The sequence below is a fragment of the Paenarthrobacter nicotinovorans genome, from assembly GCF_007670255.1.
GTDB lineage: Bacteria > Actinomycetota > Actinomycetes > Actinomycetales > Micrococcaceae > Arthrobacter > Arthrobacter nicotinovorans_B.
This window is the reverse complement of sequence record NZ_SZVS01000003.1, coordinates 1-19151: the sequence shown is the minus strand read 5'-3', so window position 1 is coordinate 19151 and position 19151 is coordinate 1. Positions and strand designations below refer to the sequence as shown.

20 protein-coding genes and 1 pseudogene are annotated in these 19151 nt (G+C 62.3%); 11 read left to right on the top strand and 10 right to left on the bottom strand.

Features of this window, described 5'->3' with window-relative positions; translation table 11 throughout:
- The first annotated feature begins 59 nt into the window (after positions 1-59).
- Genes FDP28_RS05465 through FDP28_RS05455 form a run of 3 tightly spaced genes read left to right on the top strand, consistent with a single transcriptional unit; the run spans position 60 to position 3188 of the window.
- A complete protein-coding gene (locus tag FDP28_RS05465; protein ID WP_144659714.1) occupies positions 60-1343 on the top strand; it encodes a magnesium transporter MgtE N-terminal domain-containing protein in 1284 nt (427 codons plus the stop codon).
- Positions 1324-2055 (top strand): DUF1003 domain-containing protein, encoded by a 732-nt coding sequence (locus FDP28_RS05460; protein ID WP_144659713.1) that lies wholly within the window; start codon positions 1324-1326, stop codon positions 2053-2055. The genes FDP28_RS05465 and FDP28_RS05460 overlap by 20 nt, the downstream gene beginning before the upstream one ends.
- A 5-nt stretch (positions 2056-2060) precedes the next feature.
- Entirely contained in the window at positions 2061-3188 is a 1128-nt protein-coding gene (locus FDP28_RS05455; RefSeq protein ID WP_144659712.1) for an Mrp/NBP35 family ATP-binding protein, read from the top strand.
- A gap of 44 nt (positions 3189-3232) precedes the next feature.
- Here the strand turns inward: FDP28_RS05455 and FDP28_RS05450 are convergent, their stop codons facing one another.
- The 3 genes from FDP28_RS05450 to sigE all read right to left on the bottom strand — a co-directional run bounded on the left by FDP28_RS05450 (position 3233) and on the right by sigE (position 5202).
- Positions 3233-3625, bottom strand: coding sequence for a twin-arginine translocase TatA/TatE family subunit (locus FDP28_RS05450; RefSeq protein ID WP_144659711.1), 393 nt, complete (start codon positions 3623-3625; stop codon positions 3233-3235).
- Between the two features lie 31 nt (positions 3626-3656).
- Positions 3657-4484 carry a hypothetical protein gene (locus FDP28_RS05445; RefSeq protein WP_260842349.1) on the bottom strand — a complete coding sequence of 276 codons (828 nt, stop codon included), beginning with the start codon at positions 4482-4484 and terminating at the stop codon, positions 3657-3659.
- A gap of 94 nt (positions 4485-4578) precedes the next feature.
- Complete coding sequence (sigE, locus tag FDP28_RS05440; RefSeq protein ID WP_144659710.1) at positions 4579-5202, bottom strand: RNA polymerase sigma factor SigE; 624 nt, start codon at positions 5200-5202, stop codon at positions 4579-4581.
- A 235-nt stretch (positions 5203-5437) separates the two neighbouring features.
- Here sigE and FDP28_RS05435 point away from each other — a divergent pair, with 235 nt between their 5' ends.
- Complete coding sequence (locus FDP28_RS05435; RefSeq protein ID WP_144659709.1) at positions 5438-6070, top strand: O-methyltransferase; 633 nt, start codon at positions 5438-5440, stop codon at positions 6068-6070.
- 69 nt (positions 6071-6139) lie between these two features.
- Here FDP28_RS05435 and FDP28_RS05430 read toward each other — a convergent pair whose 3' ends face one another.
- The 4 genes from FDP28_RS05430 to FDP28_RS05415 all read right to left on the bottom strand — a co-directional run bounded on the left by FDP28_RS05430 (position 6140) and on the right by FDP28_RS05415 (position 8984).
- Entirely contained in the window at positions 6140-6307 is a 168-nt protein-coding gene (locus FDP28_RS05430; RefSeq protein ID WP_064721643.1) for a DUF3117 domain-containing protein, read from the bottom strand.
- A 227-nt stretch (positions 6308-6534) separates the two neighbouring features.
- Positions 6535-7710 (bottom strand): hypothetical protein, encoded by a 1176-nt coding sequence (locus FDP28_RS05425; protein WP_144660001.1) that lies wholly within the window; start codon positions 7708-7710, stop codon positions 6535-6537.
- Between the two features lie 77 nt (positions 7711-7787).
- Positions 7788-8129: a DivIVA domain-containing protein gene (locus tag FDP28_RS05420; protein WP_144659708.1), complete on the bottom strand. Its 342-nt coding sequence runs from the start codon at positions 8127-8129 to the stop codon at positions 7788-7790.
- An 18-nt stretch (positions 8130-8147) separates the two neighbouring features.
- Positions 8148-8984, bottom strand: coding sequence for an LOG family protein (locus FDP28_RS05415; protein WP_186313518.1), 837 nt, complete (start codon positions 8982-8984; stop codon positions 8148-8150).
- 163 nt (positions 8985-9147) lie between these two features.
- On the opposite strand from FDP28_RS05415, the gene FDP28_RS05410 reads away from it, so the two are divergent.
- The 4 genes from FDP28_RS05410 (at position 9148) to FDP28_RS05395 (ending at position 12438) form a co-directional block, all read left to right on the top strand.
- Positions 9148-9903: an amino acid ABC transporter ATP-binding protein gene (locus FDP28_RS05410; protein ID WP_144659707.1), complete on the top strand. Its 756-nt coding sequence runs from the start codon at positions 9148-9150 to the stop codon at positions 9901-9903.
- 54 nt (positions 9904-9957) lie between these two features.
- Entirely contained in the window at positions 9958-10836 is an 879-nt protein-coding gene (locus FDP28_RS05405; RefSeq protein WP_144659706.1) for a glutamate ABC transporter substrate-binding protein, read from the top strand.
- A gap of 94 nt (positions 10837-10930) precedes the next feature.
- Positions 10931-11581, top strand: a complete 651-nt coding sequence (locus tag FDP28_RS05400) for an amino acid ABC transporter permease (RefSeq protein WP_144659705.1) — start codon at positions 10931-10933, stop codon at positions 11579-11581.
- Entirely contained in the window at positions 11578-12438 is an 861-nt protein-coding gene (locus FDP28_RS05395) for an amino acid ABC transporter permease (protein ID WP_144659704.1), read from the top strand. Before FDP28_RS05400 ends, FDP28_RS05395 begins: the two co-directional genes overlap by 4 nt.
- A 1068-nt stretch (positions 12439-13506) precedes the next feature.
- Here FDP28_RS05395 and dapE read toward each other — a convergent pair.
- Entirely contained in the window at positions 13507-14637 is a 1131-nt protein-coding gene (gene dapE, locus FDP28_RS05390; RefSeq protein WP_144659703.1) for a succinyl-diaminopimelate desuccinylase, read from the bottom strand.
- An 85-nt stretch (positions 14638-14722) separates the two neighbouring features.
- Here dapE and dapD point away from each other — a divergent pair, with 85 nt between their 5' ends.
- On the top strand, positions 14723-15748 hold the full coding sequence (gene dapD / locus FDP28_RS05385; protein ID WP_144659702.1) for a 2,3,4,5-tetrahydropyridine-2,6-dicarboxylate N-succinyltransferase: 1026 nt from the start codon (positions 14723-14725) through the stop codon (positions 15746-15748).
- A gap of 13 nt (positions 15749-15761) precedes the next feature.
- Entirely contained in the window at positions 15762-16604 is an 843-nt protein-coding gene (locus FDP28_RS05380; protein ID WP_144659701.1) for a transglycosylase SLT domain-containing protein, read from the top strand.
- Position 16605: 1 nt separating this feature from the next.
- Here the strand turns inward: FDP28_RS05380 and FDP28_RS05375 are convergent.
- Both FDP28_RS05375 and FDP28_RS05370 read right to left on the bottom strand, forming a co-directional pair.
- Positions 16606-17217, bottom strand: a pseudogene (locus FDP28_RS05375) (hypothetical protein).
- Positions 17218-17348: 131 nt separating this feature from the next.
- Positions 17349-17972, bottom strand: a complete 624-nt coding sequence (locus tag FDP28_RS05370) for a TetR/AcrR family transcriptional regulator (RefSeq protein WP_144659700.1) — start codon at positions 17970-17972, stop codon at positions 17349-17351.
- Positions 17973-18052: 80 nt separating this feature from the next.
- Here FDP28_RS05370 and galE point away from each other — a divergent pair, with 80 nt between their 5' ends.
- On the top strand, positions 18053-19069 hold the full coding sequence (gene galE / locus FDP28_RS05365) for a UDP-glucose 4-epimerase GalE (protein WP_144659699.1): 1017 nt from the start codon (positions 18053-18055) through the stop codon (positions 19067-19069).
- Positions 19070-19151: the final 82 nt, after the last annotated feature.

Below are 19151 nucleotides of genomic sequence, written 5' to 3'. Positions count from 1 at the left end.
TGGACATGTGAAGCGGCTGGAATTCAGCTAAAAGAGAGCAGACTCGGTAGCCTGTAAACATGAGCACACATCCTTCTCGCGTCTTTGTGGCGCGCCTTCTGGGCTTGGACGTCTTCGACCCCCTGGGCGATCGTCTTGGCCGGTTGCGGGACGTCGTGGTGCTCTCCCGCGGGACCCGTGGCGCACCGCATGTCGTAGGCATCGTCGTCGAAGTCCCGGGCAAGAAACGCGTCTTCGTCCCCATGACCCGGATCACCTCCATCGACCAGACGCAGATCATCTGCACGGGCCTGGTCAACCTGCGCCGTTTCGAACAGCGCGGCGCGGAAACGCTGGTGGTGGCGGAGATGTTCGACCGTCGCGTCACTCTGGCCGATGGCAGTGGAGACGCGACCATTGAAGACATCGCAATGGACCAGCACCGCTCCAAGGACTGGTTCGTCAGCAAGCTGTTCGTGCGTCGCGGACATTCCTTGTCCCCCTTGAGCAGGCTCCGGCGCAACGAGACCCTGATCATTGACTGGGCCGACGCCCAAACCGGAGGCCACAACGAGCCACAGGCGGCCACCCAGTTCGTTGCCACCCACGAGGACCTCAAGCCTGCGGACTTCGCTGAAGCCCTGCAGGAAATGAGCGACAAGCGCCGCTTTGAGGTAGCCAGCGAGCTTCAGGACGAGCGGCTCGCCGACGTCCTCCAGGAGCTTCCGGAGGATGACCAGGTCACCATCCTTTCGGCACTGGATGTCGAACGCGCCGCCGACGTCCTTGAGGAGATGGACCCGGACGACGCCGCCGACCTCCTCGCGGAGCTCCCTTCTGCGCAGGCAGAGGAACTCCTGCAGTTGATGGAACCGCAGGAAGCCGAAGACGTGCGCCGCCTGCTCGAATATGACGAGGACACCGCGGGCGGTTTGATGACCCCGGTCCCGGTCATCCTGCCGCCCGAGGCCACGGTTGCCGAAGCATTGGCCCACGTCCGCCGCGAAGAACTCTCGCCCGCGCTGGCTTCCTCCATCTTTATTGCCCGCCCTCCGCTGGAGACGCCCACCGGTCGTTTCCTCGGGGTGGTGCACATACAGCAGCTGCTGCGCTTCCCTCCCCCGGAACCCTTGGGCAACCTCGTGGATAAGAACCTGGAACCTGTCTCGGACCAGGCCCACATCAGCGAGGTGGCCCGGACCTTGGCTACGTACAACCTGAACTCGCTTCCAGTCGTGGACGACGACGGCCGCCTCGTGGGGGCGGTGACTGTTGATGACGTGCTGGATCACCTGTTGCCGGATGACTGGCGCGCCCACGAGGACGACGCCCCAATAAGGAAGCTTGGAGGCCGAATTGGCTGAGAACAACGCCACCCGACCCACCAGGAACACCTCACGCCAGGGCAGCAGTCTCGATACGCCACTGAGTGGGCGTCAACGGATCCTCCCGAAGTTCTCACCAAACCCGGACGCTTTCGGCAACGCAACCGAGGGTTTCGCCCGTTTCATGGGAACGCCGCAGTTCCTTGTCTACATGACCGTCTTCTGTGTGTTCTGGCTTGGATGGAACACGTTCGCGCCCACGGAGTGGCAGTTCGACCGCATGGAGCTGGGCTTCACGCTCTTGACGTTGATGCTGTCCCTGCAGGCTTCCTACGCAGCGCCCCTGTTGCTGCTCGCCCAAAACCGCCAGGACGACCGCGACCGCGTATCGCTTCAGCAGGACCGCCAGCGCGCTGAACGGAACCTCTCCGACACCGAGTACTTGACCCGGGAACTGGCTTCCCTTCGCATTGCCCTTCGCGAAGTCGCCACCCGTGACTATGTCCGTGCGGAGCTGCGAAGCCTGCTGGAAGACATCATCGACGCCCAGGAAGAACTCCGTGAGAGTGACAACGCCGCGGATGGAGCGGAATCGCCCGGCGAGAAGGTCAAAGAGAAACTGAAGGAGAAGCGGGACAAATCCCGGGGACCGCGCACGCAGCAAATTCCCAAGGTGCGTCCGCCCCGTTCCTCGGGTCCGCAACACTCCACCGCCAAGCCTTCCCCTGACACCCCTGAAAGCCGGTCCTGAACCTTATGAGCACCGCTACTGCCGAGGCACTGCAAGCTGCCCTGGCAACGGTAATTGATCCCGAACTCCGCCGCCCCATCACGGAACTGGGCATGGTGGAATCGGTGTCCGCCGATGACAACGGCAGGGTGCACGTCGCCGTCCTGCTGACCATCGCCGGTTGTCCGCTGCGGGAGACCATCACCCAGGACGCCACCACAGCTTTGATGCGGGTCGACGGCGTCGCCGGCGTGGACGTGGAGCTGAAGGTGATGACGCCTGCCCAACGGGAGGCGCTGAAGGAACAACTCAGGGGTCCGGGCGGACAGCGTGGTATTCCTTTCACCAAGCCCGGTTCACTGACCAAGGTCTACGCGGTCGCCAGCGGAAAGGGCGGTGTAGGCAAGTCCTCGGTTACGGTCAACCTTGCCACTGCCTTGGCCGCCCAAGGACTCAGGGTGGGCATCGTTGACGCCGATGTGCACGGTTTTTCCGTGCCGGCACTGATGGGCATCACGCAGAAGCCGACCCAGGTGGATGACATGATCCTGCCTCCTGTGGCCTACGGGGTGAAAGTCATTTCCATCGGCATGTTCGTTGCAGGGAACCAGCCGGTTGCCTGGCGTGGCCCCATGCTGCACCGCGCCTTGGAACAGTTCCTCACCGATGTCTATTTTGGCGATCTCGATGCCCTCTTCCTCGACCTGCCTCCAGGCACTGGCGACATCGCGATCTCCGTGGCCCAACTGCTGCCCAATGCCGAGATCCTGGTGGTCACCACGCCGCAGGCGGCAGCCGCCGATGTCGCCGAACGTGCGGGAACTATTGCCACGCAAACCGGCCAGAAGGTGGCTGGCGTGATAGAGAACATGTCGTTTCTGGAAATGCCCGACGGCGATCGCATGGAACTGTTTGGAAGCGGCGGCGGTGCCATCCTGGCTGAGCGGTTGAGCGCCGCCGTTGGCAGCGACGTTCCGCTGTTGGGTCAGATCCCCCTGGACATCCGGCTGCGCGAGGGAGGCGATGCGGGAACGCCTGTGGTACTGGCAGCTCCCGACTCCGCTGCGGCCAAGGCCATGGCACAGATAGCGGCAACCTTGGCCTCGCGGCCGCGGGGACTATCGGGGTTGTCGCTGGGCATCGAGCCCCGCTAAGGCCTGCCGACACCCTTCAGCAGGGAACCGGGCCGGGCAGCGGCTTAGGTAGCCTCGGTGTCGAAGGGAGCGGCTTCGCCCTCGGCGAGCCGTTCAATGACCCGCGCAGGCGGCTTCGGCTGGGTAGCGGCAACCGCAGCCGTGGCCGCCACAGCCGGAGCACCGGCGCTGACCGGCTTGGTGTCATCATCCAGCAGGGCGTCTTTGATGATGCGCCGGGGATCGTACTGCCGGGGGTCGTATTTCTTCCAGTCGACTTCATCGATGTCGATGCCGACTTCTTCTTTGATCTGCTCGCGGGCACCTGAGGCCATACGGCGCACTTCCTTGACCAGGTTGGCGAGCTTTTGAGTGTATTCGGGCAAACGGCTGGGACCGATGACGAGTACGCCGATAATCAGAAGGAGTATGAACTCCGGGCCGTTGATTCCAAGCACGCTACGAAGATTACCTTGTCTGTGGTGCCGCTCATAAACCAGCGGGGCGAAGAAGGGTCTGAAGGCCGCGGAGCAGCCTGGGGTACCAAGCTTCGGATCCCCCGGTGCCCTCAGCCTCGGTCAGGGACTCGCCTGCCCGGACTATTTCCGGAACGGCGTCATCCGCAGTCTCAGCGGGGAGATCGGACGCGTAGCTGATCACGGCTGCCGGCGTTGAGTAGACAGCCTTCCATGGGTTGCCCTGGGTGACGGAGAGCTGCGGCTGTGTCGAAGCCCCCGGGGAGTTCTGCCCGCCAATACGGTGTTCCTCCACGATGGTGGCGAAGTGCCCGTTCCTCTCCAGGTGGAGCTCAACAGCCGGATGGTCATCAACCATCCTGGCGTGGGCAGAGACAACCTTGAAACCTGCTCCGGACAGTTCGGGACATGCCCACCCTTCCTGCCGGAGCCCATCCAGTTGGGAAGCGTTCAGGGTAACGGTGCTGCCGGCTTGGAAGGCGGGTGCGACCGCCGACTCCGATGCGCCGCCAGTCCAGACGCCAGCGAGGAGTCCGGCGTCGTTGGTTTGCACAAAGGCCTGCGGTTCTTCTTCCCCGGCCACAATGTACGCCGAGCCGGCCAGGGCGCCGGCTGAGACCACCAAGGTGCCGGCGGCGACTGCAGTGATCCGAAGGCCACGCTGGATCCGGTTCCGGGTGGGCGGGGGTTCCCAAGGCTGCGGAGAATGGTTGGCAAGCCGTTCGGTCTGCTGAATCAGCCTCGCCGTGAGATCCTGGCTCGCTTCAGGCACAGCAGCACTTCGCAGGCGTTCAAGGTACTGCCGTTCCTGGCGCAGCAAAGCACGGCACTTGACGCACACTTGCACATGCTCGGGGCTTCGGGAATGGCGCAGCGAAGCCAACTTACGCCGGGACAGAGGTCCCGGGCGGTCAGAACGTCGGGGCATTGACGGCCTAAAGGATGCTGGCGATGCGGGGCATCTTCAAGCGCGGCTTGCGGGCCTCGGCCGGACGCGGATCGCGGTGGGCCAGTTTCTCGCGCAGCATGGTGCGGCCACGGTGGATCCGGGACCTGACGGTCCCGAGCTTTACGCCCAAGGCCTCGGCGACTTCGTCGTAGGACAGACCCTCGAGATCGCACAGCACGACGGCGGCGCGGAAGTCGGGCGGGAGCTCCTCCAGGGCCCGCTGGACGTCAAGGTCGAGATTGTTGTGCTCGAAGCTCTGCTCGGGACCGGGCTCACGCCCGGGCAGGCGGGACTCTGCGTCCTCGGCCAGTGCGTCAAAGCGGATCCGGCTCTTTCGGCGGGCCTGGTCCAGGAACAGGTTGGTGGTGATGCGGTGCAACCAGCCGTCCAGTGTTCCCGGCTTGAAGTTCTCCAGCGAGCGGAAGACCCGGACGAAGACCTCCTGGGTGAGGTCCTCGGCGTCGAACTTGTTGCCGGTCAGGCGGTAGGCGAGGCGGTATACCTTGGCGGAGTGGTTGGACACCACTTCCTCCCAGCTGGGCATGACCCAGTCGGTAGCGGCCTCAGGGCCTTCTGATGCAAGGACTGGCGCAGCATGGGATGCCGGCATCGTCCACTCCCCTCAAACTGTGGTTCACCGTTAATTCGGTGCCGCCCACCTCGTGGATGACCGGAGCAATATCATCCCAAGTTTGTCTGGGAATTACCTGACTGGACATCGTTTTTCGTGCACGGCTGAAAAGCCGGGCTGACACAGGGCCCAAGGCACTTCCAACAGCGGGTTTACCGGGGCGGACACAGTAGTCTGGTACAAACACCCCTACCCGCGGAAAGCGAATCCCTTCATGAGTGCCGACAAGTCAAGCAGCTGGTCCTACGCAGAAGATCTGCCGGCTGAGGATGACGTGATGTTGCGCGCCCGCGAGCGTTCGTTCGAGTTGGGTGTGACGCCCATCAGCCCCGGTGTTGGCGCCGTCTTGACGGTGCTTGCCGCAGCGTCCAAGGCGCAGACTGTAGTGGAGGTCGGCTCCGGAGCCGGGGTTTCGGGCGTCTGCCTGCTGCGCGGGATGGGACCCCAGGCGGTCTTGACCACCATCGACGTCGACGTCGAGCACCTCAAGGCAGCGCGCGAGGCCTTCCTCGAATCCGGCAGCCCCGCCAACCGCACCCGCACCATCTCAGGTCGCGCGGCAGATGTCCTGCCCAGGCTGACCGATGCGGCCTATGACCTGGTGTTCATCGACGCCGATAAACCAAACTTTCCCAAGTACGTGGAACAGGCCATCCGCCTGCTGAAGTCCGGGGGCACGCTGGTCATCAACGACGCACTGGACAAGGATCGGGTTTCCAACCCGGCAGCACGTGACTCCACCACCGTGGTACTGCGCCAGATCGGCAAGGCCATCCGCGACGACGAACGGCTCGCCTCGGCCATGTTGCCCACCGGGGACGGCCTTTTGGTGGCCGTCAAGAAGTAGGTGCCCGCCGCCGTCGGGCGTTAAACAAAAAGCAGGGCCCCGGCTGATGCCGGGCCCTGCTTCGTAACTCTATTCGGTCACGCCTACGAGGCATTCCTTGAGGTTTTCCGCTTCGGCGGCATTGAGCTCGACCACAAGCCGGCCTCCACCTTCGAGCGGCACACGCATGATGAGGCTGCGTCCCTCTTTGGTAACTTCCATAGGGCCGTCGCCAGTACGTGGTTTCATAGCCGCCATTAGGAAAATCCCCTCCATTTGTCCCAAGTCACGCCAACCCGGCCGGGCTGGTTCCGCGTCGCAATTGCAGCCGGCGGCACTGCTTGGAGGCCGCCATGGCCGGGCACTGTTAGGTGCTTTGTCCCTGCTCTTGGGTCCATTATCCCGTACTTACCCGCCCGTAGCGAAATCAGCGGCCTGTTTGTGCGGGCTTTGTACAAATTGGCGGTCGGGGACAAAGGTCCACGTCAGGGCGGATAGTCGCCACCTCCGGGCAGCTGGGCCCACGCCCACAGCCACACAACCCAGACAATCTGCAGGAGGACGAACATCACCACAACGGTCCCCCGGTAGGCCTTGGACTTTGACAGGGCAGCAGCCCCGAGCGCCAGGGGGAACAACGGCAGCAGCATCCGGAAGGTACTGGTCTGCGGGTGCAGGAACACCAGGAGGTAGCCCATGTAGCAGGCGCACCAGAGCCGCAGTTCCGGCCCGAGCCGCTTCACCGGGGCGGACATCATCACCAATACGAAGAGTGCCGTAAACACAAAGGGAGCCAAGACGCCGAGTACCGGTCCGAACAACATCCGCCCGGTATCGAACCAAGGCTTGAAAGGCACCAGGTCATGTCCGCGCCAAGCTGTCTCGGTCCGTGTGTAGGCGGCCGGATCGCCCGTGACGGCCCAGGCAATGGCGGGCCAGGCGAGGGCTCCGATCCCGGTTGCCACCACCAGTGCTCCCAGGGATACGAGGCTCCGGGTGGACGTGGGTTCGGTTGTTGATGGCCGCCTGAACCGTTCCCAAAGGCGCCAGAGCAGCAACAAACCGACCATGGCAGCGAAAGGTACCCCGGTGGGCCTGGACAGGCACATCAGCAGGACTACGGGAATGGCCGTCAGGTACCGTCGCCTGACCACCAAGAGCAGTGATGCGGCCAGCAGCAGCAGGTTCAGGGACTCGGCATAAGGGACCTGCAGGATCGGCGACACCGGAAACGTGGAAACGAAAACGACGCCCAAGAGGGCTGTGCGCTTGCCTGCGAATTCCCGGAAGAGTTTGTAGATCACCAGGGACGCGCCCAACCCGGCCAGCATGGCGATCATCGTGAGGGCTTGCAAAGTGCCCAGGCCGGTCATCGCCGCGACACCCCGCCCCAGGAGCGGGAAGAGAGCGTAGAAGGCCCAGGCGTTCTCCTTGACCACGCCGTTGGCGTCCACCGGCAGGACTGATGGATAACCGCTGTCGGCAGCTTGCTGGTACCAGCGCCCATCCCAGATGGTGATGAAGTTCCAGTAATCGGGGGCCGGCGGGAACCATGGGTTGGTGCCCTGTTGGAGCGCCGCTGCCATGAAGATGCAGGCACTGACAAGGCGGGCGGCGACAAAGATCAGTGATACTTGCAGCCACCAAGGCCAGCTGGCCATTCGTGATCCGGCAGCCGCCACGGCGCGGGAAAGCCGGGCCGCAGCTCCTTCGCCGTGCCGGGCCGGAGCCTGGACGGTCACTGTGGGGTCCGGCCGGTTTCGTCGCCTCCGGACTTTTGCTCCGCCAACGCCCCCAGCCTCGCAATTTCAAGGTCCTTGGCCCGCAACTGGTCCCTAAGTTCATCGAGAACCTGGTCCACCTGGTCCATCCGGTAACCGCGCAACCCGAGCGCAAAACGCACGGAATCGACGTCGGACGGCCGCGCCTCGGCCGGCAACAGCACCGGGGGCAGGTTGGGAAGGGGGTCGTCAAGACCCGCTCCCATCGTGCGCCCCCGGACTATTCCGGCGCCGAAAAACAGTGCCGCGCCTACCAGGACAATCGCGAGGAATACCAGAAAGAAGCTCACACTGTCCATCGTGCCAGAAACACCCGGCTACTCGGGGCGTTGTTCCCCTGTTGGTGTGGGAAGAGGCGCACCGTGGAGCACCCTGTGGACTGCGTCAGCCGGGTCATCCACCAGCTGGATCAAGTCGAGGTCCTTTTCGGAGACCATGCCTTCGGCAACCAGGGTTTCCCGGATCCACTCGATCATTGGGCCCCAGAAACGGACGCCGAGGAGAACGATGGGGAACGAGGTCACCTTTCGGGTCTGGACCAGGACCATGGCTTCGAAGAGCTCGTCAAGGGTTCCAAGTCCGCCCGGCAGCACCACAAATCCCTGCGCATACTTGACGAACATGGTCTTGCGGGCGAAGAAGTACCTGAAGTTGATGCCCAGATCCACCCATTGGTTGAGCCCCTGCTCGAACGGCAGTTCGATGCCCAGCCCCACGGAGACTCCGTTGCCTTCGACAGCGCCTTTGTTCGCTGCCTCCATGGATCCTGGTCCCCCGCCGGTAATGACTGCCACCCCGGACTCTGCCAGTTTGCGGCCCACTTCAACGGCCATTTCGTAGTACTCGCTGCCGGGCTTGGTGCGGGCCGAACCAAAGACACTGACGGCCGGGCCGAGGTCGGCAAGCGCCCCGAACCCTTCCACGAACTCGCTTTGGATCCGGAGGACGCGCCAGGGATCAGTGTGAATGAACTGCCCGGCACCGCTGGTATCCAGCAAATGCTGGTCCGACATTCCCGTGTCCGCCTGTTTGCGTCGAAGCTCCAAGGAACCCTTGTGCTTGGCGGGCGCGATCTCCGAAGGCAGGGGTACGTGGGTGGTCCTGCCGTTGCCGTTGGCATCCGGGTTGGGAATTGAGTGCTGGCTGATGCTCATTGCCCAAGGCTAGCGCCTCCTGGCGCCGGCTCCATCGCAGCGACCCGCTTCTTGCATTGCAGTCTGGTATATGCCTGGGGAGCAGGTTTCTGTTCAGTCACGATCTTCACGAAGTTGCCGTGACCGTGGTCATATTTGCTTCTTTGTTCGCTAGATTCTTCGTATGACTACTCAAGCGTCCGGCGATGCCCTCGTCTCCCTGAATGGCGTCAACAAGCACTACGGTCAACTGCACGTCCTCAAAGACATCAACCTCCAGGTTCGGAAGGGTGAAGTCGTGGTAGTTATTGGACCTTCCGGTTCCGGTAAGTCCACGCTGTGCCGTGCGATCAACCGTTTGGAAACGATCGACGACGGCGATATCGCCATCGACGGGAAGAAGCTTCCCGAAGAAGGCAAGGATCTCGCCCACTTGCGGGCCGACGTCGGAATGGTCTTCCAGTCCTTCAACCTGTTTGCCCACAAGACGATTCTTGAGAACGTCACCCTCGGGCCCATCAAGGTCAAGAAGGTGGCCAAGGGAACCGCGGACAAGGAAGCCATGGCGCTCCTTGAGCGTGTCGGCGTCGGACACCAGGCCCCAAAGCTTCCCGCGCAGCTCTCCGGTGGACAGCAGCAGCGTGTGGCAATTGCCCGCGCCCTTGCCATGAAGCCGAAGGTGATGCTGTTCGACGAGCCCACGTCCGCGTTGGACCCGGAAATGATCAACGAAGTCCTGGACGTCATGATCCAGCTGGCCAAGGAAGGCATGACCATGATCGTGGTAACCCACGAGATGGGCTTTGCCCGCAAGGCTGCTGACCGTGTGGTGTTCATGGCCGACGGACAGATCGTGGAGGACGCGAGCCCGGAAGAGTTCTTCACCAACCCGAAGAGCGACCGTGCCAAGGACTTCTTGTCCAAGCTTTTGACCCACTAGCTCCTTACCGCCCGCACCCCGGCCGTAAGGCGGCCATCCAATGAAAGGAACATCATGAAGTCTCTTATTACCCGGAGGAAGTCACTCCTGGTGGCCGCTTCTGCTGCTCTTGCCCTGTCGCTGAGCGCATGTGGTGGCGGCGGAAGCTCCACCACTCCCCCCGTTGCTTCCGCGAGCTTCGAAGCCGGCACCACCATGGAGAAGCTGAATAAGGCGCAGAAGATCACCATTGGCACCAAGTTCGACCAGCCGCTTTTCGGCCAGAAGGGCCTTGACGGCAAGCCTGTCGGTTTCGACGTGGAGATGGGCAAGGCTATCGCCGCCAAGCTGGGTATCCCCGCCGATAAGATCGAATGGGTGGAGACTGTGTCCGCCAACCGCGAACCATTTATCGAACAGGGGCGCGTCGACCTTGTCATCGCGACTTACACCATCAATGACTCCCGCAAGGAAAAAGTGTCCTTCGCCGGACCGTACTACGAAGCTGGCCAGGCCCTTTTGGTAAATAAGGACGACAACTCCATTACCAAGCCGGAGGATGTCAAGGGCAAGAAGGTCTGCTCTGTCACGGGGTCCACCCCTGCCAAAACCATCGTCGACAAGTACGGCGCAGAACTCGTTCCTGCTGCCAACTACACTGCCTGCCTGGAGCCGCTGCGCAACAAGCAGGTTGTCGCCGTGACCACTGACAACGTCATCCTCGCCGGCTATGTCGATAAGGAACCGGACGCCTTCAAGCTCGCCTCGGACCAGACCTTTACGAAGGAGCCCTACGGCATCGGCCTGAAGAAGGATGACACTGTCTTCCGCAACTGGATCAACGACCAGCTTGAGGGATTCGCAAAGGACGACACCTACAAGAAGGCCTGGGAAGCAACCGCAGGCAAGGTCATCAAGACGGTCCCCGAGCTTCCGAAGATCGACCGTTACTAATTAGAACCGGTGGCTGTCGCCGTTCCGTACCGGAGCGGCGACAGCCTTTCATCTTTAGGATTCAGTCCTTTTCCCGGCATAGACGAAGGAAGCCATGGACGCCATTTTCGAGAGCCTTCCCCAATATTGGGATGGATTTCTCCGAACCCTGTTTCTAGCTGTTGTTTCGGGCGTCATCGCCCTGATCTTTGGTACCCTGCTGGCCGCCATGCGCGTCTCTCCCGTCGCCGCACTGCGGGGGTTCAGTACGTTCTACGTTGAGGTTGCCAGAAACACTCCCCTAACCATCATTTTCTTCTTTTCCGCAATTGTGCTTCCCCGCCTTGGGGTCAAATTTGAACAGTTCGAAGTCGCGGCAATTATTGCCCTCAGCAGTTACACCGCGGCCTTTGTCGCAGAGGCTGTACGCTCGGGCGTTAACAGTGTCCCTGTGGGACAAGCGGAAGCAGCACGCAGCGTCGGCATGACATTCACACAGGTCCTGGGGCTGGTTGTTCTTCCCCAAGCACTCCGTACCGTGGTTCCCCCTTTGATTAACATCATGATCGCCTTGGTCAAGAACTCATCCGTTGCCGGCGCGTTCTTTGTCCTCGAACTCTTCGGCTACGGCCTCCAGTTGTCCAACAGCCGAGGTGACGCGGTGATGTGGATCCTGATCGGGGTGGCATTCTTCTACCTCCTGATCACCGTTCCGCTCGGACTTCTTGCTCACTTCGTCGAGAAAAAGGTGGCGATCGCCCGATGACTTCGGTTCTCTATGACGTTCCCGGGCCCAAGGCCAGGCGCATGTCCCTCGTCGCCTCCGTGATTGGCGCGCTCATCATCCTCGGTGGGGTTATCGGCGCCATCGTGATCCTGTCATCCCAAGGCATCTTTAGTGCCTCCAGATGGGAAGTCTTTGTCAACGAGTCCGCCAAAGATGTCTGGACGCAGCTTGGCTTGGGTCTGCTGGCCACATTGCAGGCCGCTGGTGTCGCCGCAGTGATTGCGTTTCCTTTGGGCGTTGCCCTCTGCCTGCTGCGGATCTCCCTGATTCCATGGGTCCGTGTTCCCACCCAAGTGGTTCTTGAATTCCTCCGCGGTATGCCGGTCGTCCTGATGATCCTGTTCGTGCTCCTGGTGTTTGCCACGAGCCCGTTCGTGGCGGTTGTCAGCGGCCTTGTGTTGTACAACGCCGCCATTTTCGCTGAGATTCTGCGCGCCGGTATCCAGTCGCTGCCCAAAGGACAACGCGAAGCCGGTCTGGCTATTGGTCTTCGCAGTTTCCAGTCGCGAATGAGCATCGAGTTTCCGCAGGCAATCCGGCGAATGCTGCCATCACTCGTAGCCCAATTGGTGGTGCTCCTGAAGGACACGTCCCTGGGATACATCGTGGCGTACGAAGAGCTCCTTCGTAAGGTGAAGTTGATTTCGGATCTCGAACCGAGTCTCCTGTTCTCCGCGTTCTTCGTGGGGGCCGCCATCTACATCCTGATCAATCTTTCGGTATCCCGGCTGGCGATCTGGATCGAGCGCCGCGGTTCCAAGAAAGCCGCCGGTGGCACTGCGCCTGCAATCAAAACGGTAGATTTGGAGGTCAACGCACCGGGTGCTGGCAAGTAAAAACCCGCGGCGTTGACAAAGCCCCAACGACAAAATTGAGACGCCCATTCCCGACGGGAATGGGCGTCTCAGCTTATGCCATGAACTAAATAGTTACGCAGGGCCTGGAACTTATGCTTTCAGGACCCAGTCCACTTGATACGTAGATGTTGATCTGACCACAATACGTACCAGCACCATTCATCGGTACGGCAAACCCGTTCCCTGAATACCAGGTTCCTGGCGTCGGCGTCGTCCACTGGTTGCCACCGTTGCTCGGGAACGTTGCCATCGACACTGAGCCCGTTTGCTGGTAGCAGACGAAGCTTGGGTAGAAGATTATTACACCGTGATAGCCATCCACCTCCGACCACGAGCTCAACTCGCAACTTGCGGCCGCGTGCCCCGGTCCCGCCGAAGCAACCAGAGACGCCGTCGCCAGCACAAGGACTGCCGCATGGCTAAGCATTCTTTTCACGATGTTCATCACGGGCACCCTGCTCCGGTGCTTGAGGCCGATTGTTGGAACTTTCCGGTTCCGGGCTCGATATAGTCAATAAGGACCCGCGAACACCAGTTTCCCGAAGCATAGGCGGAAGTCACGTTTATGCCCTGACAGTCTCCGCCGCCGGAGGACAGAGAACAGCTCGTATACGAGTCATTTACGTACCACCCATTGTGATACAAGGTAACAGCCACACCCAGTGTCAATGGCGGCGTGTACATGCAGCGACCAAACCCATAGGCAGTAATGGAACTGCCCACCGCCAATCCAGGACTTGCGAAGCAGTTGGGTGTGGCGACCGTCGAAGCGGACGCATCTCCCGCCACTTGCGTGGCTGCGGAGTCCGAAGCTACAGCAGGACCCATGAATCCAAGTGAAAATAGCGCAATGCTGATCGATGCAGCTGCTTTCAATCTAAATCTCATACTTCCCCCAACTAAGTAGTCATTAATTGACAAATCTTGACAAGAATTGTCATGCGAGTCTACATGCTGCGTCTAATGAGGCAATAGGGAAGAGTCGGCGATCATAAAGGAGGCCCGCAGCCACCTGGCTGCGGGCCTCCTTCGCGCTATGGAGCAGGTCTACGCCGACGGCGCCAGCCACGTCCGGAGTGCACGCAGGCACTCGCGGATGGCATCGGCGTCGACGTGTTCGTTGTCCTTGTGCGCCAGCAGCGGATCGCCGGGGCCGAAGTTCACCGCCGGGATGCCCAGCTCGCTGAAACGCGCGACGTCGGTCCAACCGTATTTGGGCTTGGGCTCAGCACCCACGGCGGCAACAAAGGACGCGGCGGCGGGGTGGTTGAGGCCGGGACGCGCCCCGGCTGCCGCATCGGTACGTACGACGTCGAAGCCCTCCAAAAGTTCCCGGACATGCGCCTCTGCGTCATCCGGGGTCTTGTCCGGAGCGAAGCGGTAATTGATCTCCACCACGCAACGGTCCGGAATGACATTGCCCGCGGTGCCGCCGTTGATCTTCACGGCATTGAGGCTTTCACGGTAGTCCAGGCCATCAACGTTGATGGTCTTGGGCTCGTAGGCGGCCAAGCGCTCAAGGATCGGGGCAGCGGCGTGGATCGCGTTGACGCCCATCCATGCACGTGCTGAGTGGGCTGTTTCGCCGAAAGTGGTGGCCTCAAAGCGGCTGGTTCCGTTGCACCCGCCTTCAACAGTGCCGTGCGTCGGTTCCAGCAAAATCGCAAAGTCGCCAGTCAGCAGCTCCCCGTGGTTGCGGACCAGCCGGCCCAATCCGCTCTTGACCGCTTCCACTTCTTCGTGGTCGTAAAACACGAAGGTGACGTCCTTGTCCGGTTGCCGTCCGCCGTCGAACAGTGTTGCCGCCAGCGCGAGCTGAACCGCAACGCCGCCTTTCATGTCCGTGGTGCCGCGGCCATAGAGCACGCCCTCCCCCGGGGTGCCCGATTCCCACGTTGCCGGGACGGTGCCCAACGATCCTTCAACAGTTGGCAACGGAACAGTATCCAGGTGGCCGGCCAGGATGACGCGCTCAGGGCGTCCAAGTTCTGTCCGGGCAATGATGGCATCGCCGTCGCGGACCACCGTGTACGCCGGAATGGCGCGCAGGGCAGCCTCAACGGCGTCGGCCAGTTCGGTCTCGTTGCCGGAGACACTGTTGAAGTCGATGATCGCTGCCGTCAGGAGGGCAACGTCCTGGCGCAGGTCAAGGAGGGCGGGAGCGGGGTTCAGGGTCACCCCTTCAGCTTAATGCCAACAAATGCGACTTCTGAGGCGTGGGACGGGTTTCAGACGACCTCCGCCTGCTGGATAGACTTGGCCCATGACTGAAACTGCTTCCTCCACTGCGCCCGCAGACGCGCCCGCCAACGATCGATCAGCTTACGGATTCGGCCTCGCCACCATAGCCACTTCGGCCTCAGGGGAAGCAACCGTTCTGGACGTGTGGTTCCCGGCCCCCTCGCTCGGCGTTGCGGCCGAGACCCTGCGCGACGTCGAAAACGCCGATCCCGCACTCAGTGCCCTGGCGGAAGAAAGCAAGGATGCCGACCGCGGCACCGAGCAGAAGGTGGTCTTCGCACAGATCGACCTCGACGCCGCCCCGGCGGACACTGCCGACGCCTACCTTCGTCTGCACCTGCTCTCCCACCGCTTGGTCAAGCCGAACAGCATCAACCTTGACGGCGTTTTCGGAAAGCTCCCCAACGTGGTCTGGACCAACTTTGGCCCCGCTGCGGTTGAGGGCTTCGAACTGACCCGTGCCCGCCTGCGCAAGCGCGGCAACGTGGTTGTCTACGGCGTGGACAAGTTCCCGCGCATGGTTGACTACGTGGTTCCCACCGGTGTGCGAATCGCCGACGCCGACCGCGTCCGCCTGGGTGCGCACCTCGCCGAAGGCACCACTGTGATGCACGAAGGCTTCGTCAACTTCAACGCCGGAACCCTGGGCACCTCCATGGTTGAGGGCCGCATCTCGGCCGGTGTCGTAGCCGGTGACGGTACCGACGTCGGTGGCGGCGCGTCCATCATGGGCACGCTCTCCGGTGGCGGCAAGGAAAAGATCGCCCTGGGTGAGCGCGTACTGCTCGGCGCGAACTCCGGTGTGGGCATCAGCATCGGTGACGACTCCGTGGTCGAAGCCGGCCTCTACGTCACCGCCGGTACCCGCGTCCGCGTGCCGGGCCCGAAGGACGAGAACGGCGAAGACACCAGCCAGATCATCAAGGCCGTGGAACTCTCCGGCGTTCCCAACCTGCTGTTCCGCCGCAACTCCACCACTGGTGGCGTGGAAGTCCTTCCGCGCAAGGGCCAGACCGTGGAGTTGAACGAGGCACTTCACGCCAACTAGCAGGAGGACATCCGTGCGCCGGTTCCGCCGCGCCATCGTAGCGGTGCTGGCCTTGTCCTTGGTAGCAGGCGCCATCTACGCGATCGTGGCTGTACTGCAGCGCTCTGAGACCCTTGTCACGGAGCGCTGCACCGCCGTCGTGGGTTCTGAAAGCCACGAGTTGGCCACGGACCAGGCCGCGAACGCATCGCTCATCACGGCAATCTCCGTCAAGCGGGGGCTGCCGCCCAGGGCCGCCAGCATCGCCTTGGCCACAGCCATGCAGGAATCCCGGCTGCGCAACATCAACTACGGTGACGAAGCCGGCCCCGATTCCCGGGGGCTGTTCCAACAGAGGCCGTCGCAGGGCTGGGGCACCGAGGCGCAGGTCATGGACCCCGTCTACGCCACCAACGCGTTCTACGACGGACTGGTCAAAATCCCGGGCTACGAGACCATGGAAATCACGCAGGCGGCGCAGGCAGTCCAACGCTCGGCCTTTCCCCGCGCGTACGCCCAACATGAGCCGATGGGCCGGGCCTTCGCCTCAGCACTGACCGGGCACTCGGAATCCTCGCTGAACTGCGAACTGCGCATGCCTGAAGCGGCAGGTGACCCTGCCGTCGTCGTCGATGAACTCACGACGGCGTTCGGCACCCAGCCTGCCTCGGTCCAGGGCCGCTCGGTGCAGCTGGAGGTGACCGGAACCCAGGCGTGGGCCGTGGCACACTGGGCGGTGGCAAATGCGAAGGCCTTGGCCATTACCCAGGTGGATGTGGCGGGGCAGACGTGGAACCGGGAGAAGCGCGATGGCTGGCACGCCGCCACCGCTCCCTCAGAGACCGTCACGATCACGGTCTCCGCTCCCCCCACCTGAGTCAGGCGAGGAGCTCCACCACGGGTTGGACGTAGCTGCGGAAGGCATCCGGTTGGGACATCAACCGGTGGCTCATGATCATGGTGTTGGGCTCCAAGTACCAAGCGCGGGGTCCTTTGAGCGGCAGCTCGATGATGGTGAGATCAAAATCCCGCGAGCTGCGCCCAACCTCCAGCAGCCTGTCCTCCACCATCTCGCTTAGAAGCTCGGTCATGCCGCTCGCTGCCCGTTCGGCCTCAAGACGGGCATATTCGTCGATCCTGTCCGTAGCCCATCCCAAGGCGGAGCCAAAGTGGGCCTGCAGGACCCTCTGCAAGGCAGGCTAGTTGCCGAACGCCTTGAAACTCGGCGGCGCCAGCTCCGTCACCGGGTTGGGGTAGGACTTCAACAGCCTCTCCCACCAGGCTTCCCACTCCGTTTTGAGGGCACTGATGCCGCCAACATCCGAGGTGAGGTGGCTGTGGTCGGCATGCCGGACTTTGGGATCGGCGTGGGACAGGCTGGGTCTTCCCGCACCATCCAAGCCAGCGACGTCGCGCAAGTACAGTGCAATGAGCATCGGTCCGGACGTGTCCATGGTGATACGCCACCCTTGGCCGTCTGATACGTGCATCCCAAGACCTCCCGCAGCAGGATACCGACACCATCCAGTCTATTCCTGATCAGCGACCCTGTCCCTTGCCCGTGCTGGAGGTCCCTTGCCAGCGCTGGAGGTCCCTTGCCGGCGCTACGGGGCTTCAGGCGCTAGGGGGCTGCCAGCTCCCGCAGCGACCTCAGGTGGGCCGTGAGGACATCGCTGCACACTTCGGCCGTCATCCACTCCGGTTGCAGCAAAGCGTGCATGCTCAGCCCATCCATGGTGGCCAGGAGCCGCTCAGCCTCGGTGACAAGATTCTGCTGGTGGTCAGCCTGGGCTGGGTTCAGGAGAAGGATCAGGCGGCCCACGATCGCAGCCACCGCCCTGTGGCTCCGCTCTGCTTCCGGGGCCAGGACCGGCTTGATGCGGGCAGCGTGCCGGAAAGCCATCCACACGCAGGCGTCGACGGCGAGTTCCTCGTCCAGGGGCAAGAGCTGGCCCAGGAGGTTCAGGACGGCAGCGTCTTGTTCCGGGGTGCCGAGGACTTCCTGCTCTACCGCCGCAAGGGCGGATTCAAGCCGTCCGGCAATGCGGTCTATCACTGCCCCGAAAGAGAAGACGAGTAGTTCATCGCTGCTGGCAAAATAGTGACGCACAGAGCCCACAGCCAACCCGGCCTCATCCGCTACCTCCCTGAGGGAGGCCCGCTCCAAGCCATCACTGGCGATGATCCTGAATACGGCGTGGACGACTTCCTGGCGCCGGGCTTCGGCATCAACAATTTTGGGCACTAATCGTTTTTAGCACGAACGTGCTTCCACTCCGCTCAACACGGAGCGGCGTGCCCTCGATTTCCGATAGCGTAGGGACCATGAAAATTCTTGTCACGGGTGGCACCGGCTACATCGGCTCCCACACCGTCTTGTCCCTTCAGGAAGCCGGCCACGACGTCGTCGTGCTGGACAACCTGGTGAACTCCAGCGAGGAGTCACTCCGCCGCGTGTCCGAGCTGACCGGCAAGACCGCCGCCTTCCACAAGGTCGACCTGGTGGACGAGCCCGCTGTTGAGGCCGTGTTCGACCAGCACCAGATCGACGCCGTCATCCACTTCGCGGGTTTGAAGGCAGTTGGCGAGTCCGTCCAGGAACCCCTCGCGTATTACTACAACAACATTGTGGGCACCCTGAACCTGCTCCGCGCGATGGACAAGCACGATGTCCGCTCCATCGTCTTCAGCTCCTCGGCAACGGTGTACGGCGAGCACAACCCGATCCCCTACATCGAGAAGATGGAAATCGGTGCCAACAACCCCTACGGCCGCACCAAGGAACAGATCGAGGACATCCTCTCCGACCTGGGCAACGCGGACGACCGCTGGCACATAGCACTGCTGCGCTACTTCAACCCCGTGGGAGCGCACCCGTCCGGCCGTATCGGCGAAGACCCCCAGGGCATTCCGAACAACCTCGTTCCGTTCATCGCCCAGGTAGCCGTTGGACGCCGCGAGAAGCTAATGGTCTTCGGCGGTGACTACGACACCCCGGACGGCACGGCACAACGTGACTACATCCACGTGGTGGACCTTGCCGAGGGCCATGTAGCAGCCCTGAGCTACATCGCCAACCGCGCTGGCGTCCGCCGGTGGAACCTGGGCTCAGGCCGTGGCTCTTCCGTGCTGGAGGTACTCCGTTCCTTCGAAAAGGCTGTGGGCCAGCCGATCCCTTACGAGATCACGGGACGCCGTGCAGGCGATCTCCCCGCTTTCTGGGCCGACGCTTCTTCGGCTTTGGCCGACCTTGGCTGGTCGACCACCAAAACAGTGGACCAGATGTGCGAGGACCACTGGCGCTGGCAGAAGAACAACCCCTACGGCTACAACGCTTCCTGAAGCAACGACGGCGGCCGCCGACGTGTTCGCCATCTGGATCCGGCCCAGTGGCCGGGTGGACGGCAGGTTCGCCAGCTGGCTC